This window comes from Paraburkholderia sp. WC7.3g, from assembly GCF_050436345.1.
Classification (GTDB): Bacteria; Pseudomonadota; Gammaproteobacteria; order Burkholderiales; family Burkholderiaceae; genus Paraburkholderia; species Paraburkholderia podalyriae.
In genome coordinates, this window is sequence record NZ_JBNDMA010000002.1 from 3,166,708 (window position 1) to 3,192,459 (window position 25,752).

A 25,752-nucleotide genomic window follows, 5' to 3' on the forward strand; every position below is an offset into this window, starting at 1 on the left:
GTCGAACGACAGCGTGACCGAACCAGTCACGCCCGTTTGCGTGTTCGTGTAGGTCGTATCGAGCACCAGCGTCGACGACCCCTGAGCCGGATACGTGAAGCGGCCGAAGCCGGTGCGCAGCGTCGCCGTCAACTCGACCTTGATCGGGTTGTCGAGCAACACGGAATAAGCGCCGGCTGCCGCCATCTCGTTCGCGTAGCTGAACGCTTGCGCGAGCGGCCCCGCGGCATCGCGCGTCGGCATAACAGGGAATTCTCCGTCGTTGCCGGAGCAACCCGCGCCGCTCATATGCGCGAGACTGACGCTCTGGATCGAGCCGATGTCGTAGTAGCAACCGGCCGGCGAACCGGGCTCCGCGCTGTTGGAAGGAGCCGGCGTGGTGTTCGTATCGGGCGCCCATTTCACCATGCCGTTCGGCAGACCCGCCGCTGGCACGACGCTGTCGGCTTGACCTGCGTGAACCGGATTGGGCGAGGCGCTCGCCAGCGTGCCGATTAATGGATTGACGTATTGAGTCAGGCGCAGGCTTGCGTTGTTGGCCGCGGAAGTTTGCGCGTTATCGTTCGTTGCATTGGCGACCGACCCGTTGGAATTGGCATTTGCATTGCTCTGAGTCGCACCACTATCCAATTATTGGATTAATTGAAGTAATGGAATAGACCGGGTCTGGAAAAGCACCCGGTTATGCATAATGAAGCTGGTTTAGCGAAAAGCGGAAAATGACCTGAATGCCGCCGATCAGTTGGCGTCCATCGAGATTCAGAAGAAAGCGGCGGTTAGTTGCGCGGCTTACCCGTGGCCGCTGCCGCGGCTTCCAGCTCGACGATATCGCCGCCGAGCAGATGCACTCCCTCGCGCAGCTTCACGAACGCTGCGGCGACCGCTTCCGGCTCACCCTTCACGCCGAGATCGATGTGATGCCGCGCATACACGCCGCCGCGCTCCGCATCCCCGACGCTCGGCAGGCTGAACACCCGCACGCCCGGAAAATCGCGCTCGATTTTCTCCATCAGCGGCGTCACGCGTGACTCCGGCAACTCGAACACGAGCAGCGACTTCTCCGCGTGCGGCGTCGTGTGATGCAGATGCGCGTACTGCGTGTCGAGGACCCACTCGATCATCGGCCAGGCCATCACCGGAAAGCCCGGCACGAAATGGTGCTGGCGAATCGAAAAGCCCGGAATCTTGTTGTAGCCGTTCGGAATGATGTCGGCGCCCTGCGGGTACGTGCCCATATTCAGGCGATGCCGGTTTTCCGGCGAGTTCAGGTCGAGCGGCGCCGGCGCGTTCGCCGGATGCATGTCGCGGATGCGCTGCTGGATCAGCTTCGCGGCCTCCGGATGCAACTGGAGCGGCACGCCAAGCGCGGCCGCCGCGCACTGGCGCGTGTGGTCGTCCGGCGTTGCGCCGATGCCGCCCGTCGAGAAAACGATGTCGCCCGACGCAAACGTGCGCCGCAGCGTCGCCGTGATGCGTTCCGGATCGTCACCGATGTACTCCGCCCAGCCGAGCGACAAGCCACGCGCGCCGAGCAACTCGATGACCTTCGGCAGATGCTTGTCGACGCGTCTGCCCGACAGGATTTCATCGCCGATGATGATGACGCCAAATGCCATTGCCGCCTCTTTCGTTTGATCAATAGGAAACCGGCGCGACCTCGCGCGCGCCGCCAGGCGCTTGCGCCCGCATGCGCTGCAACGCGCGCAGGCAGTAGTTGCCGAACCATAGCGCCGAGAACACGAGGATGAACGCGTAAATCCAGATCGTCACCGTCGTGATCACCGGGAACAGCACAATCAGCCATACCGACGACGCCCACAGCAGCGTCGGCACCGAACCAAGCAGCCCGCTCACGATACCGATCAGCAGCAGCGGCAACCGGTGGCGCCGCAGCAGTTCGCGCCGCTCGTCGCGCGTCGCGTGCAACGCGAGCGCGTCGTAGGTCATCACGCGATACGTGAGCCAGCCCCACAGCAGCGGCGGAATCAGCGCGAAGAACGGCGGCACGAGCCACAGCGGCAACGTGACGATCAGCAGCACGACACACATCAGCGTGGTCCATAGCGCCTGACCGAGGCTACCGTACCACGTTCCGCCGCGGCGCATCTCCAGCCCGGCGAACTGGCGCGCCGCGAGAAAGCGGATCACGGCCGGCATCGACAGCATGGCGATCAGCAGCAGCACCGTGACGACGATCAGCGGAATCGCCATCGCGATCACGATGAACGGCGCGATGACCGCGTGCAGCGCCGAAAAACCGAGCACGTCGAACAGATGATAAAGCGTGGCGGTGAAAGACCAGTCGTCGAGCCACGTACGGGTCGCGCCGGTCAGCGTCTGCCAGAAGAACCACAGGAGTACGCCCCAGCCGACCGTCGCGACGATAAACGGTTTGAAGGTCAGCCAGAGCATGCGCGGATGCAACGCGCTTGCGAGCGCGCGCCCGAACGAGCGCAACAGATCATTCATGCGAGCCAATGCCTGCGAACGAAACGATGGACGGGAAATAGCGCCGCGCGCCGGCCACGTATGCTGGGGCACTGGAGCGCGCACGAACGTGCACAGCATAAACCAGCGGACGCGCCGCCAGCGGAAGTGGACGGCCCGGCAGAGTGCGCGCTCGGATGATCCAGAAAGGACCCGGAACGGACTCGGAACGGACTCGAAAGAGACTCGAAACGGACTCAAACGGCAGCGGTGTCGTTGCCGGGTGCGCGGCGCTTCGGCACAAGACGACGCGCGATGCGCACGAATGCGAACCAGTGCTGCGCCCAGAAGCCGTCGCCATATCGGCGGCCTTCAAGCTGATCGCCGATACCGGTCGGCTCCATGTCGCGGCTCCACGACACGCTGTGGAACAGCATGTCCCACCACGGGAACAGCACGCCGAAATTGCAGCCGTACTTGAGTCCTTGATGACCGTAGCCGATCGCATGGTGACGGCGGTGGAACGTCGGGCTGACGAGCAGCCGCTCACCGAGCCAGCCATAGTACAGGCGGATGTTCGCGTGCTGCACGCTTTGGGCGAGGTTCGTGATCGCGACCAGCACGACGAACTGCGATGGCGGAACACCGATCGCGAGCGCGATCACCGCGAAGAACGACGCCTGCAGTAGATCGTCGAGCAGGTGATTACGGTCGTCGGACCACAGCGACATCTGCCGCTGACTATGGTGTACCGCATGCAGTTCCCACCATACGCCGATACGGTGCTGCCAACGGTGATACCAATAGCCTGCGAAGTCGAGCACGAGCACATACATGACGAACGTGACGAGCGGCTGCGTGGTCACGCCGGGCCACAGGTTGTCAAAATTCAGGTTGGCGATGCCGTGAAGCCGCAACCAGCCTTGCACGTTGTCGAAGAGCGGCTGCAGCGCGAAGAAAAAGAACAGATTCAGAATGCCAAGCTTGGCGATCCACGTGTACAGCACGTCGACGCGCACGGCCTTGCGGTTCTCCCATTGCTCGACCGGGCGCAACGCCTCGAGCGGACGCAGGATCGCGTACATCGCGAGCACCTCGAGCACACCGACGATGACCCAGTACAAGCTGTCGTAGGTGTCCTCGTCGTAGTCCATCAGATTGAAACGGAACAGCAGCGGCTGCACCACGTCGACGTACAGCCATGTCTGCACGGCTGAAACGAAGCTGTCGAGTGAGGAGAAAATCAGATGGAACATGATGCTGGCCTGTTACTTCATCCATGATGACCCGCGGCGCCCTAGCCCTACCCTGTTGCCCCTCAGGCACTCTCGGGCGCCCTCGGGCCCTTGGGGCCCTCAAGCACCGTTCGGCGCGGTGACCGGCGCGCGGTTGAAGAAATAGATGCCGTGCGGCGAGCGGCCCACCGCAATCGTCTGGATCAGTTTGCGCGTGTTGAGGTCGATGATGCCAATGTGCTTCGCGAAGCGGAACGTAACCCACAGATAGCGTTTGTCGGCGGAAAGTTCCATGTCGTCCGGTCCTGGCATCAGGCCGGTGATGTCGCCGACGTTGGTCAGCGCGTCTTCGTCGATGATGCTGATCGTGCTAGCTACGCGGTTCGACACCGCGACGTGCTTGCCGTCCGCGAGTGAGCGGAAGTTGTGCGCGCCCTTGCCCGTGTGAATCGTCTTGACGACCTTCTGGTTGCGCCAGTCGACCACGGCGACGTAGTCCTCGCCGGTCATGCCGACGAGCAGGTACTTTTCGCCCGGTGTCATCCAGAGACCCGCTGGCACCTTGCCGACCTTCATCTTCCATTTGACGGATTGCGTGGGCAGGTCGATGGCGGCGAGCTCGCCCGATACCTGTAGCGTGACGAACACCGTCTTGCTGTCGTTCGTGAACGCCATGTGGCTTGGCATGACCGCGAGCGGCAGCCGCGCAGCCAGCGTCATCTGGTTTTTCTGGCCGTCGTAGTGATAGATGTCGAGGCGGTCGAGCCGCAGGCCCGTAGTGACGAGCCACTTGCGATCCGGCGAAAAACCGATTTGATAGGGATCTTCGATGTTCTCGACCCAACGTTGCGTCTGCCCCGTTTTCGGATCGACGAACATCAGGTTGTTCGACACCGAATTGGCGACGATCAGCGAGGAATTGTCCGGCGTGGCCATCAGGTGATGCGGTTCCTTGCCCGTTGGCACGGTGCCGACGACCTGGCGGCTGTTCTCGTCGATCAGGCTCAGCGTGGCCTCGCCGGAGTTGAGCACGATCACGTTATTGGCGCGCGCCGCCGGAGAAAAAAAACCTGCGGCGACGACCAGCGCCACAGTTGCGGCGAACGTGGCAGTCAAGCCGGGAAGAAAAAATTTACGCATGAAAACTCGCTTCGAGAACAATCCTCATTGTAGAACGTTTGCCGGCCCGAGCGGTTGACGTAAGTCCCCGCGCGACGTCAGAAAAATGACGGGTGCATGAAGTGTGGCTGCATGCGGGAAAGTTCGTCTTGCGCACCCAGTTTCATGTTCGCGCTGCGCGTTTCGAGTGAGCAATCATCGAGCGAGCAATCAACGTGTTCTCCCCATCAGGATCAATCATGCACCTGTCACACGTTAAAATCGCGCAAATCATTAGCGAAAACAATAGGAATTATTCCTTTTTTCTTATCAATAAAAAGTTACCCGTATTAATATATTTTTTAGCTCGATTGAATTTCGGAGTTCGCTGATATCCGAATCGAACGCGGACATCGGAGAATTCTCCTTACGCACCGCCCCTCCCGCGCTTCTTACGCGAAATCCGAGCGTACAACGCCGGGGCCGGCGCGCGCTCGACCAAATAACGCAGGTCTTCCCAACGACTGGTGTTTTTATATTTTCAAATTTTCAAACCATCCGGCAATGACATCTCGTTAATGTCGGATTACGCGCTGCGTACCATCAACCACAATATTGCGGAGAATCATTAATTGATGAAAAACAATATTTCGATAATTTGCCGTGCACCGTCTCAAATCAAAATCGCGGCGCCCCGAACGGCCTGCCTGCAAGTACACCGCGCTTGCGCGCGCCAGAAAAGCATCGCCCGCGCGGTTCGAGGTACCGCGGGCGTGGCTATAGCGGCGGCACTTTACGTCACCGAAGCGACCGGAGCCGGCGTCGATTCCGTCGAGGTAGGCACGGCCAGCGCGCCCGGCGACGTCGCGGTCGCGATAGGCGCACAGGCCACCGCGAGCGGCAACTCATCGCTGGCGCTGGGCTCGCAGGCGACCGCGCAAAAGATCGACGCGATCGCGGTAGGAGCGAACGCCAGGGCGCAGGGCGACGGCGCCGTCGCGATAGGGCCCTCCACTTCCGCACGAGGCGAAGGTGCGAGCGCCTTAGGGCCCTACGCGAACGCGCAGGCGGACCGCGCGACTGCGATCGGCCTCAACGCGTCGGCGCTCGGCGTCGACTCGGTCGCGTCGGGAGCCGGTTCAATAGCGGCTAGCTCGGCCGCCTCCGCGTTCGGCTCTCAGTCCACGGCTTCCAGCATCGGATCAACCGCGCTCGGCTATGTCGCGCAGGCCGGCGGCACCAACTCGCTTGCCGCGGGAGCATGGGCGTCGGCGCTGGCGGACTCGAGCGTCGCGCTTGGCAGTAATGCTCTCGTCAGCGGCGTCGGCGCCATCGCACTCGGCGTAGCCGCGCAGGCGAGCGGCGCCTATGCGAGCGCAATCGGATTCGGCGCAACGGCCGTGGGCGCCGGTGCGATCGCGCTCGGCACCAACGCGAATGCGAGCGCCGACAATAGCGTCGCGCTGGGCGCCGCTTCCAGCACCACGACAGACCTGTCGCAAAGCGCGTTTGCGCCGGCGGGAACGGGCGCCACGCCGATCGCAGCGGCCAGCGCGTCAGGCGAAGTCTCACTCGGCTCGGCGAATAACGAGCGTCGCCTGACCAACGTCGCCGCGGGCGCGGCGCTCACCGACGCGGTAAACGTGAGCCAGTTGAGCGCGGTCGACGGCAAGGTCGATGCGCTTGCTCAAAGCAGCGCGCTGCATTACTTCGACGCTGCTGACCCGGCCGACGGCTCGAACGACGCGCTCGCAGACGGCACGCACGCACTCGCCGCGGGCAGCAACGCCAGCGCCGTGGGCACCAACGCATCCGCCTTCGGCACCAGCGCCAAAGCGAACGGGACTGACTCGACCGCGATCGGCGCGGGCGCCGTCGCCGGCACGGCCAACACGACTTCGTTGGGCGCATCAGCGTCGGCCTACGGCACCGGGGCGACGGCGCTCGGTGCCAACGCCACGGCGAATGGCGTCGGCGCGCTCGCGCTCGGCTCCGGCGCCAGTGCGGCCGCCGACAACGCGCTTTCGCTCGGTTATAACTCGAGCGCACTAGCCGCAAACTCCGTCGCGCTCGGTCAGGGTTCGATCGCCGATCGCGCAGGGACCGTGTCGGTCGGTTCAGCGGGCAACGAGCGTCAGATCACCAACGTGGCAGCCGGAACCGCCGACACCGACGCGGTCAACGTCGCGCAACTGAAAGTAGTGAGCGACCAGAGCAGCGCGACCGCGGCGAAACTCGACGGCGCGGTCATGTACGACAAGAACGCCGACGGCAGCATCAACCGGAACAGCGTTACGCTCGACGGCGACCCAACGGAGGGTACCGTCATCCACAACGTCGCGGACGGCGCAGTGGCGTCCGACGCGGTCAACCTCGGTCAACTGAACGCGGCGCTCGAAGGCGCGATCAATAATGCGGCGATCGGTTCGCCCGACGCGTTGTTCAGTGCGGCAGGCGATAGCGCGAGTGAAAGCGCGCAGGCGACCGGCGTGCACGCGATCGCGGCCGGAGCGAACGCGCAGGCGGGCGGCGCCAACGCCATTGCGGTCGGAGCGAATGCACAAGCGAGCGGCGCCAATGCGGCAGGCATCGGCGCGAACGCCGTCGCCAGCGGCAACAACGCCACGGCGCTCGGCGCCGCAGCCAGCGCGAGCGCCGACAACTCGGTGGCCTTAGGCCAGGGTTCCGTCGCGGACCGCGCGAACACAGTGTCGGTTGGCGCCGCAGGCCAGGAACGGCAGATCGCCAACGTCGCGGCCGGCGTGCGAGGCACCGACGCGGTCAACGTCAATCAGCTTCAGCAAAGTGTGAGTGACGCGATCAGCGACGTGAACCACTATACCGACGACCAGATCCGCTCGGCCCGCCGGGATAGCTATGGGGGCACGGCATCGGCGCTCGCGATGGCGGGCTTGCCGCAAGCGGTCATGCCGGGACACGGTATGGTCGCGATGGCGGGCGGCACGTACGGCGGCCAATCTGCGCTCGCGATCAGCGTGTCGCAGTTGTCGGACACCGGCAAATGGATCTACAAGGTCCAGGGCAGCACCGACTCGCGCGGGCAGTTCGGCGCATCGATCGGCGCGGGGATGCATTGGTGAAGTCAGCTGAAGCGATCGTGTCGGACAGCGACCGGCCGCGACGTTGCGCAGCGAACGCTCGGTGCACCGCGCGCATCGGTGCGCCGGCCGCTCGTCGCCCGCCGTGCACGCGTAGTGTCCAGCGTCCGCGAATGAGCGGCCTGAGCGGCCTGAGCGGCCTGACTTTAGCGCTGCATCGACTCCCACACCTTTTGCAGGCGCTTCACCGAAACCGGCATCGGGGTGCGCAGCTCCTGCGCAAACAGCGAGACGCGCAACTCCTCGAGCAGCCAGCGGAATTCCGCGAGCCGTGGATCCACGACGCCCCCGCGCTGCGACACCGCCCGCTGGTAGTGCTGCAGCAGCGGCTGGAATTCGGCGAACTGCCGCGCGTCGCGCATGGCGTCAGCGCGCAGCTTGTCGATACGCAGCGCCATCCCCTTCAGATAACGCGGGAAATGTGCGAGCTGGGCATACGGCGTATCGACGACAAAACGCTTGCCGATCAGCCCATCGAGCTGACTCTGCAGATCGGCGTACGCGGCCGCGAACGGCTTCGCCTGCAGCAGCTTCTTCGTCAGGCTCGCGTATTCGCCGAGGATCTGCCCGACCAGCCGCGAGATTTCCTGCGCGAGCAACGTGAGGCGGCTACGCCCTTCGTCACGTCGGGTATGGAAGCTCGCATCGTCGTCGGGCAGCGGATCCTGCAGACACGCCCGGTCGAGTGCGGTGTCGATCAGCTGATCGCGCAGTTCTTCCTGCGTGCCGCGCGGCATGAACTGCATTGCCATCTCGCGCAGGCACGGCAGATTCTTCTCCAAATACTTGATCGGCTCCTTCAACTGCAGCGCGAAAAGCCGACGCAAGCCCGCCCGATGAATCCGTGCGGCTTCCTCCGGCGAATCGAACACCTCGACGTCGCAATGCGTGCCGCGATCCACCAGCGCTGGGTATCCGAACAGCGTCTGACCGCCGCGGCGAATTTCGAGCAACTCGGGCAGCTTGCCGAAATTCCACGTGGTCAGGTTTTCGTACAGCGCGGTGGCCGGTGCGGCATCCGGCGTCGCGGACCGTGGAGCCGCTGCGCCCTTGCCGCGCGACGCGCCGCTCGGGGCCAGATCCGCGGACTGCGCAGGTGTCGCGACGCCGCCGCCCGCATCGGCCAACGCGGCGCCCGCCGCGCCCGAGACGAGCTTCTGGAAGTGCTGCTGCGCCTGAGCGCCGAGCTCGGCGCGCAGTTGCGACAGATTGCGCCCCATCGCGAGTTGCCGGCCATGTTCGTCGATGACCTTGAAGTTCATGAACAGATGCGCGGGCAGCGTCTCGAGCTTGAAGTCGGACTGCTTCATCGCGACCTGGGTCTGCTCACGCACGTCGGCGATCAGCGCCTCGAGCAGGCCCCCTACTCCAAAGCGCTGCGCGTTGTGCCGTTCAGCGAAGCCCGCCGCGTACTCGGGCAGCGGCACGCAATGCCGACGCAGCTTCTGCGGCAGCGACTTCAGCAGCAGCTGCGCCTTTTCCTTCAGCATCCCCGGCACGAGCCACTCACAACGGCGCGCGTCGACCTGGTTCAGCGCAAACAGCGGCATCGCGAGCGTCACGCCGTCGCGTGGGGTGCCCGGCTCGAAGTGATAGGTCAGCGCCATCTCGATGCCCGCCATCGTCAGCCGCTTCGGGAACAGATCGGTCGTGACACCCGCCGCTTCGTGCCGCATCAGATCGTCGCGGGACAAATACAACAGCCGCAGCTTGTCTTCCGCCTGGCCGCTCCTTTTGACCTCGTCGCGGTACCAGCGCTCGAACGACGCGCCGGTATGGATGCCGTCCGGCAGCGCCTGATCGTAGAACGCGTAGATCAATTCGTCGTCGACCAGCACGTCCTGGCGGCGCGACTTGTGCTCGAGCTGCTCGATGTCGGCGAGCAGCTTGCGGTTATGCGCGAAGAACGCAAGCTTCGTGTCGAACTCGCCATCGACGAGCGCACCGCGAATGAACAGCTCGCGCGCCCGCGCCGGGTCCCGCTTGCCAAACGCCACCCGCCGCCGGTGATAGATCGGCAGGCCGTACAGCATCGCGCGCTCGAACGCGGACACCTGCGCCGCGCGCTTCTCCCAATGTGGCTCGGACAGCGACTTCTTCAGCAGATGCGCGCCGACCTTCTCGACCCACTCCGGCTCGATTTTAGCGATACAGCGCGCGTACAGCCGGCTCGTTTCGACGAGCTCGGCAGCCATCACCCACTTGCCCGCTTTTTTCACGAGCGCCGAACCGGGCCACAGATAGAACTTGATGCCGCGCGCGCCGAGGTAGTACGGTTCGTCGTCGGCCTTCAGGCCGAGGTTGCCGAGCAGACCGGTCAGCAGCGCAAGATGGATCTGCTCGAACGTCGCCTCCGCTTCGTTCAGCCGCCAGCCGTGCTCGCGCACCACGGTCAGCAGTTGCGAATGGACGTCGCGCCACTCGCGCAGCCGCAGCTGCGACAGGAAATTCTTGCGGCACTCGTCCTGCAGTTGCCGGTTCGATTTCTTGTGCGCGATCGCTTCGTCGAACCAGTTCCAGATCTTCAGCCACTGCAGGAATTCGGAGCGCTCGTCGGCGAAACGGCGATGTGCCTGGTCGGCCTGCTCCTGCGCTTCGATCGGGCGATCGCGCGGGTCCTGCACGGACAGCGCACTCGCGATGACCAGCACTTCCTTCAGCGCCTGCTGGTCACGGGCGGCGAGAATCATGCGGCCGACTCGCGGATCGAGCGGCAATCGCGCGAGTTCGCGGCCGAGCGGCGTCAACTGATTGTCGTCGTCGACGGCGCCGAGCTCGTTGAGCAACTGATAGCCGTCGGAAATCGCACGGCCCGGCGGCGGCTCGATAAACGGGAACGTTTCGATCGCCGTCAGATGCAGCGACTTCATGCGCAGAATCACCGAGGCGAGCGACGAACGCAGAATTTCCGGATCGGTGAAGCGCGCGCGGCCCTGGAAGTCGCTCTCCTCGTACAGACGAATGCAGATGCCATCAGCGACCCGGCCGCAGCGCCCCGCGCGCTGGTTCGCGGCGGCCTGAGAAATCGACTCGACCTGCAACTGCTCGACCTTATTGCGATACGAGTAGCGCTTCACGCGCGCGAGACCGGTGTCGACCACGTAGCGGATGCCGGGGACCGTCAGCGAAGTTTCGGCGACGTTGGTCGCGAGCACGATGCGGCGCGCGTTCGACGCACGGAACACGCGCTCCTGCTCAGCGGCCGAGAGCCGCGCGAACAGCGGCAGAATCTCCGTATGGGGCGGATGATGTTTGCGCAGCGCCTCGGCCGCGTCGCGAATCTCTCGCTCGCCGGGCAGGAACACCAGTACGTCGCCGGGGCCTTCGCGGCACAGTTCGTCGACGGCGTCGACGATTGCCTCCATCAGATCGCGATCGGTCTCGCGCTGCGTCTTCGTGCGCTCGCGGCCAGACGACGTTGCACCCGAGGTCCCTTGCGCCGCCTTGACCGCCGGGCTGTCCTCGACGACCGGACGGTAACGCATCTCGACCGGATAGAGCCGCCCGCTGACTTCGATGACCGGGGCGGGCTTGTCGTCGCTGCCGAAGTGGCGCGCGAAACGGTCGGCGTCGATCGTCGCCGAGGTCACGATCAACTTCAGGTCGGGGCGCTTCCGAAGAATCTCCTTCAGGTAGCCAAGCAGAAAATCGATGTTCAGGCTGCGCTCGTGCGCTTCGTCGATGATCAGCGTGTCATATGCGTTCAGCAGCGGATCGGTCTGCGTTTCGGCAAGCAGAATGCCGTCGGTCATCAGCTTGACCGATGCGCCGGGCGCGAGGTTATCGTTAAAGCGCACCTTGTAGCCGACCACGTCGCCGAACGGCGTGCCGAGCTCCTCGGCGATACGGCGCCCGGTCGCCGACGCGGCGATCCGGCGCGGCTGCGTATGGCCGATCAGACCATTGCCGCCGGCACCGAGACCACGGCCGAGCGCGAGGCAGATTTTCGGCAGCTGCGTAGTCTTGCCCGAGCCGGTTTCACCCGACACGATCACGACCTGATTCTCCGCGATCGCCCGCCCAATCTCGTCGCGACGACCGGAGACAGGAAGCGCTTCGGGGAAGGTGATCGGCGGAATCGGATTCGGCTCGACGACCCGCGACTGCCGCGGTTCGCGCCGCGCGCCGCGCGCGCCCGCGTGCTCTTCGCGACCTTCGCGACCTTCACCGCCCCGTTCCGGCGGCATGTTTCGCGCAGATGCGTCCGCCCCCCGACGCGCGTCGCGCGCCTTGTCGGGTCTCGCATCCTGCGCTGGGCGGCGCATCGTATCGCCGGGCTTGGCCGGCTCGCCGGCGGGCGCCGGTTTCTCGTTCGCCCGAGCGGGACTTTTGGGTACATTCGACATGGGGGCGCATTATAATCCCCGGCATGAATTCCCAAACCGACCTCGTCCCTGCGCCCGCGAGCGTTCCGGCCCCCGCCGACTCGCCGGAACCACTGGCCCAGCACGCGCAATTCGTCGACTGGATGCGTTCAGTCGCTCCGTATATCCACGCGTTCCGAAACAAGACCTTCGTGGTCGGTTTCGGCGGCGAAGTGGTGCATCAGGGGCTACTGAATGCGCTCGTGTCCGACATCGCGCTGCTGCAAGCAATGGGCATCCAGATCGTGCTGGTGCATGGCTCGCGCCCACAGGTTGAGGAGCAGATGAGCCTGCACGGCGTCGAATCGGAGTTTTCGCACGGCATGCGCATCACCGATGCGCGCGCGCTCGAGTCCGCGAAGGAAGCGGCCGGCGAAGTGCGTCTCGACATCGAGGCCGCGATCAGCCAGGGTTTGCCGAACACACCAATGGCGCACGCGCACATCAGCGTCGTGTCGGGCAACTTCGTGACGGCGCGCCCGGTCGGCATTCTCGACGGCGTCGACTTCCAGCACACGGGCCTCGTGCGCAAGATCGACGCGGATTCGATCCGCCACTCGCTCGCGAGCCGCAAGCTCGTGCTGCTGTCGCCGCTCGGCTTCTCGCCCACCGGCGAAGCGTTCAATCTGTCGATGGAGGACGTGGCCTCGGCCGCGGCGATCGCGCTGCGCGCCGACAAGATCGTGTTCCTGACCGAAACGCCGGGCCTGATGGAAACCGGCGAAAGTGCCACCGAGCTGATCCGCGAACTGTCGCTCGACGACGCCTACAAGCTGCACGAAAGCGGCGAAGTCACCGGCGACGCCGCGTTTTACCTTAAGCATTCAATCCGCGCCTGTCGCGGCGGCGTGCCGCGCGCGCACATCATCCCGTACGCGCTTGACGGCAGCCTGCTGCTCGAACTATTCCTGCACGATGGCGTCGGCACGATGATCTCGTACGAGAATCTCGAAAGCCTGCGCGAAGCGACGCCGGACGACGTCGGCGGCATTCTCTCGCTGATCGAGCCGCTCGAAACAGACGGCACGCTGGTGCGGCGCGGCCGTCACCAGATCGAACGCGATATCGACCATTTCTCGGTAATCGAGCACGACGGCGTGCTGTTCGGCTGCGCAGCGCTGTATCCGTATCCGCAGGAGCGCATCGGCGAAATGGCGTGCCTGACCGTCGCGCCCGAAGCGCAAGGCACCGGCGACGGCGAGCGCCTGCTCAAGCGCATCGAACAGCGTGCGCGGGCGCGCGGCCTCACGCGCATTTTCGTGCTCACCACGCGCACCGAACACTGGTTCCTGAAGCGCGGCTTCGTCAAGGTTACGGTCGACGACTTGCCTGAAGACCGCCGCCGACTCTATAACTGGCAGCGCAAATCGCTCGTGCTGATGAAACAGCTTTGAGTACTTCGTGATCGCCCCCATCTGATCCGAACCGGCGTCTGCCCGCCCCAGGTTGATACAGAAACCATTTTTCATGGGACCGGAGTAAGTGCTAAAGCACCAACTCCGGTCGACACAGGAGAAGCACAGCATGACTCGTATGGTTCAATGCGCGAAGCTCGGCAAGGAAGCCGAAGGCCTCGATTTCCCGCCGCTGCCGGGCGAACTCGGCAAGCGGATCTACGAAAGTATCTCGAAGGAAGCCTGGCAGAGCTGGTTGAAGCAGCAGACCATGCTGATCAACGAAAACCGCCTGAACATGGCCGATCCGCGCGCGCGGCAGTATCTGATGAAGCAGACCGAAAAGTTCTTCTTCGGCGAAGGCGCGGATACCGCGTCGGGCTACGTGCCGCCGTCGGCCTGAGCTTGCCTCGTCCGGGACGACGCAACGCGTCGCCCGAACCCGATGAACGCACGCCCAAAATCCGCGCCGCGAGCGCGGATTTTTTTCGCCCCGACGTCGGCCGCGCATCGCGTCCTCCGCTCGCGTCATCTTCGCGTCGAAAAAGGCGCTCGCCAATGTTCCAGGCAGTCCGTTTTGAGGGCCGTTCCGGCCCCGCCAAATCTCCCGTCCCGCAACGGATCGAGTCGCATCGGCGGCCCTACCCCACAAGCCAGATTTGCACGATCCTCTGGCATCGTGCTAACATGTGCCCTCGTTTCAGCCACAATTCACCTTCATTCGTGTTCTTTTTAAGTTGGCTCGCCTTGCGTTTTCCGCGCACGCGCCATCCTGAATTGGACTGTTTTTAAACAAGAAGGCTCGTCGGTCGTTTCCCCGCCTGAAGCGGAAAATTCAAGACCGGCCTTTTTCGTTTCAAGCCTTCAGTGACGCATGGGTCATCCTTCCCGGCCAGCCCAGCGTCCTTCATGCACCTGCCCCCCTTCCACGGCCACGCAGGTGCAACAGTCAGCACAATTTAGACGAGTGTTTTTTCGCGAACTTATCGCGAGGCACGGGCGTTTGCTTCTTTTCGCCATCTGTTCCGCCGCCGGATAACCGGTGTCGCGAATAGCCTCGGCTTCCTCACGAAATTGCACTTCCCAGCAACCGTGGCGGAACGCATCACGTGTTTCGTCGCAGTCATTGGAGTTTTAACCTTGACCGCTTCCAGCAACGGCTTCTGGCGACATCACCAACAGGAACAGCGCCTTTCCCTCGACGACATCACCGTCGTCGATCACTCCCTCCTGAAACGGGCCGTCGGCGCAATGGCGCTCGGCAACGCGATGGAATGGTTCGACTTCGGCGTGTACAGCTATATCGCGGTCACGCTCGGCAAGGTGTTCTTCCCTTCGTCGAGCCCGTCGGCGCAGCTCATTGCGACCTTCGGCACGTTTGCCGCCGCATTTCTCGTGCGGCCGGTCGGCGGCATGGTGTTCGGCCCGCTCGGCGACCGCATCGGCCGTCAGCGTGTGCTGGCGATGACGATGATCATGATGGCCGCGGGCACCTTCGCGATCGGCCTGATCCCCAACTACGCGACGATCGGCATCCTCGCGCCGGCACTGTTGCTGCTTGCGCGCCTCGTGCAGGGCTTTTCGACAGGCGGCGAATACGGCGGCGCAGCGACCTTCATCGCCGAATTCTCGACCGACAAGCGCCGCGGCTTCATGGGCAGCTTCCTCGAGTTCGGCACGCTGATCGGCTACGTGCTCGGCGCGGGCACGGTCGCGCTGCTGACGGCGACGCTGTCGAACGACGCGCTGCTGTCCTGGGGCTGGCGGGTGCCGTTCCTGATCGCCGGACCGCTCGGCCTGGTGGGTCTGTACATCCGCATGAAGCTCGAGGAAACGCCCGCGTTCAAGAAGCAGGCCGAAGAGCGCGAAGCCGAAGACCGCGCGCTGCCCAGCCAGTCGTTGCGCCAGTTGCTCGTGCAGCAGTGGAAGCCGCTGCTGCTGTGCGTCGGCCTCGTGCTGATTTTCAACGTGACCGACTACATGGCGCTGTCGTATCTGCCGAGCTATCTGTCGGCGACGCTGCACTTCAACGAAACGCACGGCTTGTTCCTCGTGCTGCTCGTGATGATCCTGATGATGCCGATGACGCTCGCCGCCGGCCGTCTGTCCGACGCGATCGGCCGCAAGCCCGTGATGCTGCTCGGCTGCGTCGGTCTGTTCGCGCTGTCGATTCCCGCGCTGCTGCTGATTCGCATGGGCACGATGCTGCCGGTGTTCGGCGGTCTGATGATTCTCGGTGTGCTGCTGTCGTGCTTCACGGGCGTGATGCCGTCGGCGCTGCCGGCACTGTTCCCGACCAGGATCCGCTACGGCGCTCTCGCGATCGGCTTCAATATTTCGGTGTCGCTGTTCGGCGGTACGACTCCGCTCGTGACCGCATGGCTCGTCGAGCGCACCGGCAATCTGATGATGCCCGCGTACTACCTGATGGGCGCATCGCTGATCGGCATCGCGTCGGTGCTCGCGCTGCGCGAAACCGCGCGCAAGCCGCTGCTCGGATCGGGGCCGTGTGTCGCGACGCGCGCCGAAGCGCACGCGGTGCTGCGCGGCGAGCGCGAGGCCGAGGAGATGGATGAACGGTTTGCGGCGGCTGCGACCGCGCGTGCCTGATCTGCGCAGTCATCCCGCGCAAGTGTAGTCTCGAAGCGGGCCGGCGAAATTCGCCGGCCCGCTTTTTTTTACGTCAGCAGCGAATCGAATGTCGCGCTGACCTGCGCGCCTTCGACCATCAGCCTGCCCGCGCACACCGGCAGCTTGAAGCGCCGCGGCCCCGCACTGCCCGGGTTCACGTACAACACACCGTCGCGCTCCGCGATCGACGGCTTGTGCGAATGACCGCTGACCACGACGCGAATGCCGTCGTGCTGCGGCACGCAGTCGAGCCCGGCGATATCGTGCACGACGAGAATCGTCACCTGCTGCACGGTCAGCCGCGCGTGCGTCGGCAGCGAGGCGGCCCAGTCGCCGGTATCGTTGTTGCCGCGCACCGCGGTTAGCGGCGCGATCCGCGCGAGCGCGTCGAGCACGTCCGGGTTGCAAATATCGCCCGCATGAATGATCGCGTCGCAACCGTCGAGATAGCGCAACGCTTCGGGACGCACGAGGTTGTGCGTATCGGAGATGAGCCCGATGCGTGCAGCAGTCGAAGCTAACGAGCGTGAAGTCATGCGCGGTCTCACTCCGCTTGCGGGCGGGACATTTCTCGCGCCGCCGCCTGAGCGCTGCGCTGCCCGGACAGCATGCGCCGCGTCAAACCCTGCACGACGACCGACACCACCGCCGCGCACGCAAACCCCATCGCCACGCCGTACAGCGGCAGCAGCATTGCCGTCACCGCGAAGAACGCCGCGAACGAACCGCGCCCGACCACCATGCCGCGCATCAGCAGCGCGACGAAGTCCGCGCCATGCGCACGCTGCGCCGACACCGCGAGCACGCTGCCGAGCAGCGGAAACACCGACAGCACGCCACTCCACGCCGGGCCCATCGATGCCGAGGCCGTCGTCACCGCGAGCGTCAGCAATGCGCCGGCGAGCATCCGCACGGCCAGATCCGCGCGGCCCACGCGCGCCACCGGCACATGGCCCGTCGCGCGCGGCATGCTGCCCTGCGACACCGCGACGGCCACGCATGCGGCCGCCACCGCCCACCCCAGCGAGCCGGGCATCCGCACGATCAGCAGCGCCGAGCCGAGCCAGCCGGCCATGCTCGCGACCAGCGCAAGCGGCCAGTCGAAGCGCCGGCAGGTCCACCCATAAGCAAGATTGAACGCCTCGGACGCGGCGATCGCGGCAATCGAGGCCGTCGACGCCTGCGCCGCGAACGCCGGCCCGCGCTCGAGCGCGAGCAGCAGCACGATCGGTCCGGCGACGACCGGCAGCCCCGCGAGCCATCCCGCGACCGAGGGTCCCCAGATGCGCGCGGCCGCCGTCAGTGCGGCGAGAAAGGCCGGCACCAGCACCAGCTTCAAGGCGAGCAACATGCTCAGGCCTCCAGCACGTGTTCGATACGCCGATCCGGCAGGAACCACCACGCGGCGGCGAGCGCGTACAGCGCGGCCGACGCCCATGGCACGACGAACGCGAGCCCGATGCCGGTCAGGTAAATGACGACGGAGACCTTGCCCTTGAAGTCGTTGCCGAGCGCTTTGGCCAGCGTCGAATCGTGACCGTGCTGGGCGATCAGCGCGCGCGTCAGGATGAAATACGCGATCGCCGACATGAACAGCACGATGCCGTACAACGCGGTCGGCCACGCGGCCAGATGGTTTTCGCCGACCCAGTGCGTGACGGCCGGCAGCAGCGACAGCCAGAACAGCAGATGCAGGTTCGCCCACAGCACCTTGCCGTTGACCTTCTGCACCGCATGGAACATGTGATGGTGATTGTTCCAGTAAATCCCGACGTAGACGAAGCTCAGCACGTACGCGCAGAACACCGGCACGACCGGGCGCAGCGCCGCGAGATCGTGGCCTTCGGGCACCTTCAGTTCGAGCACCATGATCGTGATGATGATGGCGATTACGCCATCGCTGAAGGCTTCGACGCGTCCCTTGCCCATGCTGCGATGTCCGGAAGATGAATGCGGTGGGGCGCACAGCCCGCCCGCGCCTTGCAGGCGAGCCGCGCCGCTGCCGATTATCCGCGATGGTGCGAGGCTTTGTCGATGCGCGGGAGCCGGCCGCGCGGATCGCTCGATCCGCCGCGACTCACGGGTAATACACGGCGAGCCACACGCTCGGCTCGGTGTCGCTCGTCCATGCGACGCGGTGCCGGCAATGCGCTTCGATCATGACGTGATCGCCGGGCTTCAGCGGATGCGGCCTGGGGTCGCCGGCGAATTCGAGCACCGCGGCGCCGGTGAGCAGCACGACCCATTCGGCGCGCGGGCTGTCGTACCAGAAGCCGGGCGGACTCGCCTGCCCGGTCGAGACGATCCGCTCGATCGTCACGCCGCTCCGTTCGACGAGCGCGTCGACATGCTCATCGAGGGTGCTCCCTGACTGCGCGACGGCTTCGAACAGGTTGCCGCTGCTACGTGCGGGTTTGGTCGAGCTTGTCATAGGCGAGTCGTGCCAGCGTCAATGCGCTTCATTGCATCGGCTTCAGCCCATCGAGCAGCGTCGGCACGAGCTCGCTGATCGTCGGATGCACGTGCATCGCGTATTGCAACGTCGGATACGGCGCGCCCGCGGTCATGATGTCGACGAACGTATGGATTGCCTCGTCGCCCTCGATGCCATGTATCGCCGCGCCGAGTATCTGTTTGCTGTGCGCGTCGACGAGCGCCTTCATGAAGCCGTCGGTTTCGCCGCGCTCGCTCGCGCGGCCCACGCGCGACATCGGCATCGTCGCGATCAGCGCCTCGCGGCCGCTCTCGCGCACCGCCTCCTCCGACATGCCGACCCGCGCGAGCGGCGGATCGACGAACACCGCATAGGTCATGATCCGCGTGTCGACGCTGCGCGCGCCGCCGTCGAGCAGGTTTGCAGCGACGATCTGGTAATCGTCGTAGGACGTATGCGTGAACGCGCCGCGACCGTTCACGTCGCCGATCGCCCAAACGCCCGGCACGCTGGTGCGCAACTGGCCGTCGACGAAGATCGTGCCGTGCCGGTCGACCTCGATGCCGGCGGCGTCGAGACCGAGGTCGTCGGTATTTGGCCTGCGGCCGGTGGCCAACAGCAGGTGCGACGCTTCCATGGCCGGGATGTTTTGCTCGAAGCCGATGCACACGTCGTTCGCGTGATGCGGATGCGGCTCGACGCGCGTCGGCTGCACGCCGAAATGAAACTCGACGCCCTCGCGCGCGAGCACCTTCTGCACCGACTCCGCGAAATCGGCATCCTCGCGGTTCAACACGCGCTCGCCGCGCACGAGCACGCTGACGCGGCTCCCGAAGCGACGAAACACCTGCGCGAATTCGAGCGCGATATAACTGCCGCCGACGATCACCAGATGATCCGGCAACGCGGTCAGTTCGAGCAGCGTCGAGTACGTGTAGTACGGAATCCGCTGGATGCCTTCGAGCGGCGGCACGACGGCGCGCGTGCCGGTATTGATGAAGACCTCGTTGGCGCTGAGCTCGTTCAGCAGTTGGCCGTCGCGCCCGCAGATCGCGAGCGTGCGCGCGCCGGTGAAGCGCGCGTGGCCGTTGAGTACCGTGATGTTTTCCGTGCCGCGCAGCCATTTCTCGACGCCGCTGCGCGCCTGTCCGATGATCCGGTCCTTGCGGGCCTTCACCGCCGCGAGATCGACGGCGACCGAGCCCACCTGCACGCCGAGCTCCGCCGCATGGCGCGCCACGTGCGCCGCGCGGGCGCTCGCCACATAGGACTTGGTCGGCGTGCAGCCAACGTTCACGCAAGTGCCGCCAAAGTCCAAGCGTTCGATCACCGCGGTGCGACGGCCGCTTTGAGCGAGGCGCACGGCCAGCGGCGAACCGCCTTGTCCGGTACCGATCACGACTGCGTCGAAGTGCTGTGGCATGGCAACTCTCCCCGGGCTGGGTGCAGGTCGTAGCATCTTACGCTTAGTGCCGCGCGCTGCCATGTCATGTGTCTGATTGTGCGGGCGCATTGGCGACGGCCCGTGTTCCCACGCGCCCGCGCGCGAGGCGGCGCAAATCAGTTGGGATTACTGCGTATGCTGCGCGGGACTTCTCAGGCGTGGCAATGAACCGCGCAAATCAACTCGCGCGAACGTTGCAGTGCGGCCTGCGCGCCGCGCGCCGCGAACACCCAGCCAACCTGGCCGAGATTGAAGTCCTGTGACACCATCACCTGCATCAGCGCGACCATCGGCAGTACGACCGCTGGCCGGTAAAGCTGGTTTCTGATCAACTCTGACATGACGACCCCCAACGCGGGGCGCCGCTTCGGCACCGCGCACCAATAACGTTTCGATGGGGGAATTTTAGGGAGTGCGTCGCCGCCGATAAATAGCGGCAACGCGAAGTCACTTGTTCGGCAATCTGAACAATCGCATCAGGACGCCTTCGCCATGTCGATCATCTGCGCGTCGCACAGCGTGCGCGCATACGCGCTTGCGCCGACCGGGCGGCTGTACAGATAGCCCTGCTGCTTGTCGCAATCGATCGCACGCAGAAACGCCGCCTGCTCGGCGGTCTCGACGCCCTCGGCGGTGACGTTCATGCCGAGCGAGTGCGCCATCGCGACGACCGCCTGGGTGATCGCGACCGAATCGCGATGATCGGGCAGCCCCGCGACGAACGAACGGTCGATCTTCAGGTTATGCAGCGGAAAGCGCTTCAGATACGACAGCGACGAATAGCCGGTGCCGAAGTCGTCGACCGAGACGCGCACGCCCATCGCGTTCAGCGCGCTCAGCATCGGCAGCACGGTGTCGCTGTCGCTCATCAGCAGCCGCTCGGTGATCTCGAGTTCGAGCGCGGCCGGTTCGAGCCCCGACTGCGCGAGACAGCGTTCGATGCGCTCGAGCAGCCCGTCGTTGAACTGCCGCGGCGACAGGTTCACCGCGACGATCAGATGGGGCGCCAACGTGCGCCGCCACTGCGCGACCTGCTCGCAGGCGCGCTCGAGCACCCAGTCGCCGATCTCGACGATCAGGCCGGCATCCTCGGCGACCGGAATGAATTCGCCCGGCGACACGTTGCCAAGCTCGCTGTTGTACCAGCGCAGCAGCGCTTCCGCGCCGATCGTGCGGCCGCTGTGGCTATCGACGATCGGTTGGTACACGAGGCTCAGCTCATTGGCGGCGAGCGCGCGCCGCAGCGACTGTTCGATCGTGAAACGCCGCTGCAGATGCTGGTTCAGCTCGGCGGTGAAGAACTGGAAGTTGTTGCGCCCGCGCTGCTTCGCGTGATACATCGCCGAGTCGGCGTTGCGCATCAGCGTCGCGACGTCCTGGCCGTCTTCGGGAAACAGGCTGATGCCGATCGACGCGCCCAGGTAGTACTCGTTGCCCGCCACTGCGAACGGCACCGCGATCATGTCGAGAATGCGGTGCGCGAGGCCGATCAGCTCGCCGGTATTGCCGTACGCGCTGACGACGATCACGAACTCGTCGCCGCCGACTCGCGCAAGCGTGTCGCCGCGCCCGACGCAGGCCGACAGCCGCTCGGCGACGCTGCACAGCAACGCGTCGCCGGCCTCGTGACCGGCGGTGTCGTTGACCTTCTTGAAGCCGTCGAGATCGACGAACAGCACCGCGACGCTGGCGAGCTCGCCGCCATGGTCGCCGCTGGCACGCGGCGCGAACAGGTCGCGCATCCGCTCGGTCAGATAGGCGCGGTTGTAGAGGCCCGTCAGCGAATCGCGCGTGGCGAGGAACTTCAGCTGGCGCTGCGCCTCACGCACCGGCCCGATGTCGGAAAACGAAATCAGCACGGAGTCCGGCTCGCTGTCGCCGGGCCGCAGGATCGGCACGACGTTCTGCGTGATCCACACGACGTCGCCGCTGATCAACTCGAGGCCGACTGTCACGCCGAGCATCGGCTTGCCGGTCGCAAAGACCTCCGAGACCGGACGGTTGACTTCGCCGATGACCGAACCGTCCTCGCCGAACGCACGTGTCATCACGCTGCGCATGCTGCTGCCGACGACCTGCGGAGTCACGTGCAGCATGCGCTGCGCACTCGGATTGCAGGCGAGCACGATGCCGCCGCGCGACTGCACGACGATGCCCTCGCTCAGATGATCGACGACGAGCCGGTGACGCTCCTCGCTATGCGCGAGGCGCTGCGCCATCGTGTCCTGATGGACCGCAAGGCCGACGCTGCTGCCGATGTCGCGCAGCATCGCCTCTTCCTCGGGGGTCGGACGGCGGGTGGCGCGGTAGTAGACGGCGAAGGCGCCGAGCACGCTGCCGGCGTCGTTTTCAAAAGGCACGGACCAGCATGCGCGCAGGCCGTGCGGCAACGCGAGATCCCGGAAGTTTTCCCACAGCGGATCGGATTCGATGTCGTCGACGATCACCAGACGCCGCTCGAACATCGCGGTGCCGCACGAGCCGACGCGCGGACCGATCGCGGCGCCCTCGATCGCGGCGCTGAACGCGGGCGGCAACGACGGCGCGCCGCCGACGCGCACATGCTCGCCGTCCGGGTCGAGTAGCAGGATCGAGCAGCACGCGCCGTCGCCGAGCAGCGCCTCGGCGCGACGGCAGACTTCGTCGAGCAGCTCGGGCAGCGGCGTATTGCGGGTGATCAGCCGCAACACGCTGCGCTCGGATGCGAGTACTTCCTCGGCCCGTTCCGGCCGATAGCGCGCGCCGTCCGGCGCGGCTGTCGTCGTGCCACGTAATGTCGCTTCGCAAATCATAGTTGCGCCCCCCCAACCCAACATCGGCAGGTTAGTCTACGCGGCACACCGGGGTTTACGCTAAGCCCAGCGTGAAAATCTGCCATGCATCGTAGCCGCGTCAATGCCTCAATGGTTGCCGCCGCCTCCCGGAGGGTGCGCGAGCGCCGATCGAAGCTGCTTCGTACCGCCGCCGCACCGCGCCCGCGGTGCCCACGCACGGCACATGGCCCGCAGGCAGCCTGTGCGGCAACATCTGGTAACGACCCCCGCCCGAACTCCCGCGTTGTTCGGAACTCCGCGACGCGCGTGACCGGTCGATCATCGGCGGCATGATCAATCGATGCACCACCGGAACCCCGATGAACCTCTTGCGCCCACTTGTGATCGCCGGATTGCTGCTCGCGCATCCCTATGCCAACGCCACGAGCTTCGACTGCCAGCGCGGCCGCTCGCCGACCGAGCGCATGATTTGCGGCGACTCCGCACTGTCGACGCTCGACGACACGTTGGGCCAACTCTACTGGAAAGCACGTCGGCGAGTTGCCCAGCGCCGCGCGTTCATCGACGACAGCGACAGCAAGTGGGCCTGGCGCGAAGCTAACTGCCGCGGCGCCGCGTGTTTGCGCACGTGGTACGCGACGCGTATCGACGAACTGCAGCGGCTGCTGGCGAGCTTGTCGAGCGGCGCGCGGCACGCGGCGTCCGTGGATGCGGAAGCGAACGCGGACGCGTCGACGCTGCAATGCACGGCCGCGAAGCCCGGCCTCGTCGTGAACGAGCAGTGTGCGAGCGTGATCGGCCACTCCGGCAAGCGGTGGAAGTATCAGCCGCGTGATGCCGACTGGTTCTGCGGCGTGGCCACACTCGAGGCGGCGGACATGGCGCCATTGCAAGCCCAATCGCAGATGCAGATGCAGATGCAGCCGCAGGTGCAGGCGAGCGCCGGACAATGAAACGGCGACACGCACAGGCAAGGATGGCTGTCATCGCGCGCGCCGGATGGTTGGCGCGTCGGTGGCGGTTGCGCCGCGTGGCCTAGTCGGCGGCGGACGGCTCGCCGCCCTGTTGCGTGCCGAACAGTTCCGCGCAAAGCTGCGCACCGATTTCGCTCAGCGACGCGGCGCCGGTGCCGTCGTCGTTGAACGTCGTGTCGACGAGACCGCCGCCCGAGAGCGCCGTCAATTGCCGCCGCAGGCTGCTCATCGGCACGCCCGCCTGCTTCGACAGCTTCGCGAACGACCACGAGCGCCGGGGCGTCTCGCGATGCGCGCGCCATAGCTGCGCGAGAATCGCGGCGAGCTGCGGGTCGATGTCGTCGTCGTTCATGCAGTCTCCTCGTTGTGGTGTGTCATCTGCGTTGCCGTGGTGCCGCTCACGTCATCCCCGCAGCAAGCTCACCGAGCGTCTTCAACGCCGCCTCGGCCTGCGCGGTCCACGGGTAGCTGTAGTTGAGCCGGACGAAGTGCCGAAAATCGTTGCGCGTCGAAAACATCATGCCCGGCCCGACCGTGATGCCGCGTTCGAGCGCCGCCCGATAAAGCCGCATCGAATCGATTGCCGCGGGCAGTTCGACCCACAGCACGTAGCCGCCCCGCGGCGTCGACACGCGCGTGCCGACCGGGAAGAAGCGCAGCACCAGTGCGCTCATGATGCTCGCCTGCTGCCGGTACACGCGGCGCAGGTGCCGCAGATGCCGGTCGTAGCCGTCCTGACGCAGATAATCGGCGACCGCGACCTGCGGCACCGACGGCGTCGTCAGCGTATTCAGGAACTTGAGCTTCTCGACCTGCGCGCGATACCGCCCGGGCAGCGCCCAGCCGATCCGGTACGACGCCGTCAGGCTTTTCGAAAACGACGCGCAGTGCAGCACGAGCCCTTTGGTGTCGAAGGTCTTCAGCGTCGACGGCCGGGTGTCGCCGAAATACAGCTCCTGGTAGACGTCGTTCTCGATCGCCGGAATCTCGTGCGCGGCTAGCAGCTCGACCAGTTGCCGCTTGCGCTCGTCGGTCATGCAAAAACCGAGCGGATTCTGGAAGTTCGGCATCACCATGCACGCCGCGATCTTCTGCCGCGCGATCACTTTCGCGAGCGCGTCGATGTCGATACCGTCGACCGGATGCGTCGCCACCTCGATCGCGCGCATGCCGAGGCGCTCGATCGCGTGCAGCATCGCGTAGTAAGTCGGCGATTCGACCGCGACGGTGTCGCCCGGTTTCGCCACCGCCTGCAGGCTCAGGTTGATCGCCTCGGTCGCGCCGAGCGTGATCACGATCTCGTCCGGATCGACCGGCAGACCGTTTTCCGCGTAGCGCCGTGCGATCTGCCGGATCAGCTCGGGGTTGCCCGGCGGCAGATCGTCGATCAGGTTCCAGCTTGCCTGACGCCGCGCGATCGCGTTGGCGTACTGGTTGATGCGCCGCCACGGGAACAACGACGGGTCCGGATACGGCGAGCCGAACGGCACGGCGTCGTGCGCGCGGATGCTGCGCAGTGTCGACAGCACGAGTCGGCTGACGTCGACCGTCGCCGGCACGGACGGCGGCGCCGTGGACTTGCGGCCCGCGCGTGCTCCGGCGGGCGCCGCTGCGAGCGCGCGCGCGGCCGCATCGCGCACGAAATAGCCGGACTGCGGCCGTGTCTCGACGATGCCGCGGCTCTCCAGCAGCGCATACGCGTGCAACACCGTCTTGATGCTGACGCCGTGCTGCTGGCTCGCCTGACGCACCGACGCGATCCGCTCGCCCGCCGCGAACACGCCACGGCGCACGGCTTCGGTGATTTCGTCGGCGAGTTTTTCGTAGAGCTTCATGCGATTCGGGCGGGTTCGGGCGG

The 25,752-nt window shown here is 65.4% G+C and carries 19 protein-coding genes and 1 pseudogene; 5 read left to right on the plus strand and 15 right to left on the minus strand.

The window, feature by feature from the left end; genetic code table 11:
* Positions 1–12: 12 nt before the first annotated feature.
* From OKW43_RS25940 to OKW43_RS25960, 5 genes and pseudogenes are all read right to left on the minus strand, one after another.
* Positions 13–630 (minus strand): annotated as a pseudogene (locus tag OKW43_RS25940) (GH92 family glycosyl hydrolase); the annotation flags it as partial.
* Between the two features lie 146 nt (positions 631–776).
* Positions 777–1,616 carry a competence/damage-inducible protein A gene (locus OKW43_RS25945; RefSeq protein ID WP_187638016.1) on the minus strand — a complete coding sequence of 280 codons (840 nt, stop codon included), beginning with the start codon at positions 1,614–1,616 and terminating at the stop codon, positions 777–779.
* Between the two features lie 19 nt (positions 1,617–1,635).
* Positions 1,636–2,469 (minus strand): EI24 domain-containing protein, encoded by an 834-nt coding sequence (locus tag OKW43_RS25950; RefSeq protein ID WP_187638015.1) that lies wholly within the window; start codon positions 2,467–2,469, stop codon positions 1,636–1,638.
* 215 nt (positions 2,470–2,684) lie between these two features.
* Complete coding sequence (locus OKW43_RS25955) at positions 2,685–3,683, minus strand: sterol desaturase family protein (RefSeq protein ID WP_187638014.1); 999 nt, start codon at positions 3,681–3,683, stop codon at positions 2,685–2,687.
* 99 nt (positions 3,684–3,782) lie between these two features.
* A complete protein-coding gene (locus OKW43_RS25960) occupies positions 3,783–4,802 on the minus strand; it encodes a beta-propeller fold lactonase family protein (RefSeq protein ID WP_187638013.1) in 1,020 nt (339 codons plus the stop codon).
* A 593-nt stretch (positions 4,803–5,395) separates the two neighbouring features.
* Between OKW43_RS25960 and OKW43_RS25965 the strand changes: the two genes are divergently transcribed.
* Complete coding sequence (locus OKW43_RS25965; protein WP_429450606.1) at positions 5,396–7,861, plus strand: YadA family autotransporter adhesin; 2,466 nt, start codon at positions 5,396–5,398, stop codon at positions 7,859–7,861.
* A 164-nt stretch (positions 7,862–8,025) separates the two neighbouring features.
* On the opposite strand, the gene hrpA is transcribed toward OKW43_RS25965, so the two are convergent.
* Positions 8,026–12,225 (minus strand): ATP-dependent RNA helicase HrpA, encoded by a 4,200-nt coding sequence (gene hrpA / locus OKW43_RS25970; protein WP_429450608.1) that lies wholly within the window; start codon positions 12,223–12,225, stop codon positions 8,026–8,028.
* A gap of 23 nt (positions 12,226–12,248) precedes the next feature.
* Here hrpA and argA point away from each other — a divergent pair, with 23 nt between their 5' ends.
* From argA to proP, 3 genes are all read left to right on the plus strand, one after another.
* Entirely contained in the window at positions 12,249–13,637 is a 1,389-nt protein-coding gene (gene argA, locus OKW43_RS25975) for an amino-acid N-acetyltransferase (protein ID WP_429450610.1), read from the plus strand.
* A gap of 130 nt (positions 13,638–13,767) precedes the next feature.
* A complete protein-coding gene (locus OKW43_RS25980; RefSeq protein WP_026225286.1) occupies positions 13,768–14,040 on the plus strand; it encodes an oxidative damage protection protein in 273 nt (90 codons plus the stop codon).
* A 737-nt stretch (positions 14,041–14,777) separates the two neighbouring features.
* Entirely contained in the window at positions 14,778–16,247 is a 1,470-nt protein-coding gene (gene proP, locus OKW43_RS25985) for a glycine betaine/L-proline transporter ProP (protein ID WP_187638009.1), read from the plus strand.
* A 68-nt stretch (positions 16,248–16,315) separates the two neighbouring features.
* Here the strand turns inward: proP and OKW43_RS25990 are convergent, their stop codons facing one another.
* From OKW43_RS25990 to OKW43_RS26020, 7 genes are all read right to left on the minus strand, one after another.
* A complete protein-coding gene (locus tag OKW43_RS25990; protein WP_429450613.1) occupies positions 16,316–16,804 on the minus strand; it encodes a metallophosphoesterase family protein in 489 nt (162 codons plus the stop codon).
* An 8-nt stretch (positions 16,805–16,812) separates the two neighbouring features.
* Positions 16,813–17,619 (minus strand): hypothetical protein, encoded by an 807-nt coding sequence (locus tag OKW43_RS25995; RefSeq protein ID WP_429450615.1) that lies wholly within the window; start codon positions 17,617–17,619, stop codon positions 16,813–16,815.
* Positions 17,620–17,621: 2 nt separating this feature from the next.
* The gene (locus tag OKW43_RS26000) at positions 17,622–18,197 is read right to left on the minus strand and encodes a TMEM175 family protein (RefSeq protein ID WP_187638006.1); all 576 of its coding nucleotides are present in this window, start codon (positions 18,195–18,197) and stop codon (positions 17,622–17,624) included.
* 148 nt (positions 18,198–18,345) lie between these two features.
* Entirely contained in the window at positions 18,346–18,699 is a 354-nt protein-coding gene (locus tag OKW43_RS26005) for a cupin domain-containing protein (protein ID WP_187638005.1), read from the minus strand.
* 28 nt (positions 18,700–18,727) lie between these two features.
* Positions 18,728–20,125 carry an FAD-containing oxidoreductase gene (locus OKW43_RS26010; protein WP_429450617.1) on the minus strand — a complete coding sequence of 466 codons (1,398 nt, stop codon included), beginning with the start codon at positions 20,123–20,125 and terminating at the stop codon, positions 18,728–18,730.
* A 173-nt stretch (positions 20,126–20,298) separates the two neighbouring features.
* Positions 20,299–20,487 carry a hypothetical protein gene (locus tag OKW43_RS26015; RefSeq protein ID WP_062129896.1) on the minus strand — a complete coding sequence of 63 codons (189 nt, stop codon included), beginning with the start codon at positions 20,485–20,487 and terminating at the stop codon, positions 20,299–20,301.
* Between the two features lie 135 nt (positions 20,488–20,622).
* The gene (locus OKW43_RS26020) at positions 20,623–22,938 is read right to left on the minus strand and encodes a putative bifunctional diguanylate cyclase/phosphodiesterase (protein WP_429450619.1); all 2,316 of its coding nucleotides are present in this window, start codon (positions 22,936–22,938) and stop codon (positions 20,623–20,625) included.
* A 341-nt stretch (positions 22,939–23,279) separates the two neighbouring features.
* Here OKW43_RS26020 and OKW43_RS26025 point away from each other — a divergent pair, with 341 nt between their 5' ends.
* Positions 23,280–23,873: a lysozyme inhibitor LprI family protein gene (locus tag OKW43_RS26025; RefSeq protein WP_187638002.1), complete on the plus strand. Its 594-nt coding sequence runs from the start codon at positions 23,280–23,282 to the stop codon at positions 23,871–23,873.
* An 82-nt stretch (positions 23,874–23,955) separates the two neighbouring features.
* On the opposite strand, the gene OKW43_RS26030 is transcribed toward OKW43_RS26025, so the two are convergent.
* Both OKW43_RS26030 and OKW43_RS26035 read right to left on the minus strand, forming a co-directional pair.
* Positions 23,956–24,246: an ArsR family transcriptional regulator gene (locus OKW43_RS26030; protein WP_429450622.1), complete on the minus strand. Its 291-nt coding sequence runs from the start codon at positions 24,244–24,246 to the stop codon at positions 23,956–23,958.
* A 46-nt stretch (positions 24,247–24,292) separates the two neighbouring features.
* The gene (locus OKW43_RS26035; protein WP_187638000.1) at positions 24,293–25,729 is read right to left on the minus strand and encodes a PLP-dependent aminotransferase family protein; all 1,437 of its coding nucleotides are present in this window, start codon (positions 25,727–25,729) and stop codon (positions 24,293–24,295) included.
* Between the last annotated feature and the right edge of the window lie 23 nt (positions 25,730–25,752).

Bases quoted from the DNA above. Each gene is read 5' to 3' on its own strand.
- OKW43_RS25945 (WP_187638016.1), bottom strand. From the start codon at position 1,616: ATGGCATTTGGCGTCATCATCATCGGCGATGAAATCCTGTCGGGCAGA.
- OKW43_RS25950 (WP_187638015.1), bottom strand. From the start codon at position 2,469: ATGAATGATCTGTTGCGCTCGTTCGGGCGCGCGCTCGCAAGCGCGTTG.
- OKW43_RS25955 (WP_187638014.1), bottom strand. From the start codon at position 3,683: ATGTTCCATCTGATTTTCTCCTCACTCGACAGCTTCGTTTCAGCCGTG.
- OKW43_RS25960 (WP_187638013.1), bottom strand. From the start codon at position 4,802: ATGCGTAAATTTTTTCTTCCCGGCTTGACTGCCACGTTCGCCGCAACT.
- OKW43_RS25965 (WP_429450606.1), top strand. From the start codon at position 5,396: ATGAAAAACAATATTTCGATAATTTGCCGTGCACCGTCTCAAATCAAA.
- hrpA (WP_429450608.1), bottom strand. From the start codon at position 12,225: ATGTCGAATGTACCCAAAAGTCCCGCTCGGGCGAACGAGAAACCGGCG.
- argA (WP_429450610.1), top strand. From the start codon at position 12,249: ATGAATTCCCAAACCGACCTCGTCCCTGCGCCCGCGAGCGTTCCGGCC.
- OKW43_RS25980 (WP_026225286.1), top strand. From the start codon at position 13,768: ATGACTCGTATGGTTCAATGCGCGAAGCTCGGCAAGGAAGCCGAAGGC.
- OKW43_RS25990 (WP_429450613.1), bottom strand. From the start codon at position 16,804: ATGACTTCACGCTCGTTAGCTTCGACTGCTGCACGCATCGGGCTCATC.
- OKW43_RS25995 (WP_429450615.1), bottom strand. From the start codon at position 17,619: ATGTTGCTCGCCTTGAAGCTGGTGCTGGTGCCGGCCTTTCTCGCCGCA.
- OKW43_RS26000 (WP_187638006.1), bottom strand. From the start codon at position 18,197: ATGGGCAAGGGACGCGTCGAAGCCTTCAGCGATGGCGTAATCGCCATC.
- OKW43_RS26005 (WP_187638005.1), bottom strand. From the start codon at position 18,699: ATGACAAGCTCGACCAAACCCGCACGTAGCAGCGGCAACCTGTTCGAA.
- OKW43_RS26010 (WP_429450617.1), bottom strand. From the start codon at position 20,125: ATGCCACAGCACTTCGACGCAGTCGTGATCGGTACCGGACAAGGCGGT.
- OKW43_RS26015 (WP_062129896.1), bottom strand. From the start codon at position 20,487: ATGTCAGAGTTGATCAGAAACCAGCTTTACCGGCCAGCGGTCGTACTG.
- OKW43_RS26020 (WP_429450619.1), bottom strand. From the start codon at position 22,938: ATGATTTGCGAAGCGACATTACGTGGCACGACGACAGCCGCGCCGGAC.
- OKW43_RS26025 (WP_187638002.1), top strand. From the start codon at position 23,280: ATGAACCTCTTGCGCCCACTTGTGATCGCCGGATTGCTGCTCGCGCAT.
- OKW43_RS26030 (WP_429450622.1), bottom strand. From the start codon at position 24,246: ATGAACGACGACGACATCGACCCGCAGCTCGCCGCGATTCTCGCGCAG.
- OKW43_RS26035 (WP_187638000.1), bottom strand. From the start codon at position 25,729: ATGAAGCTCTACGAAAAACTCGCCGACGAAATCACCGAAGCCGTGCGC.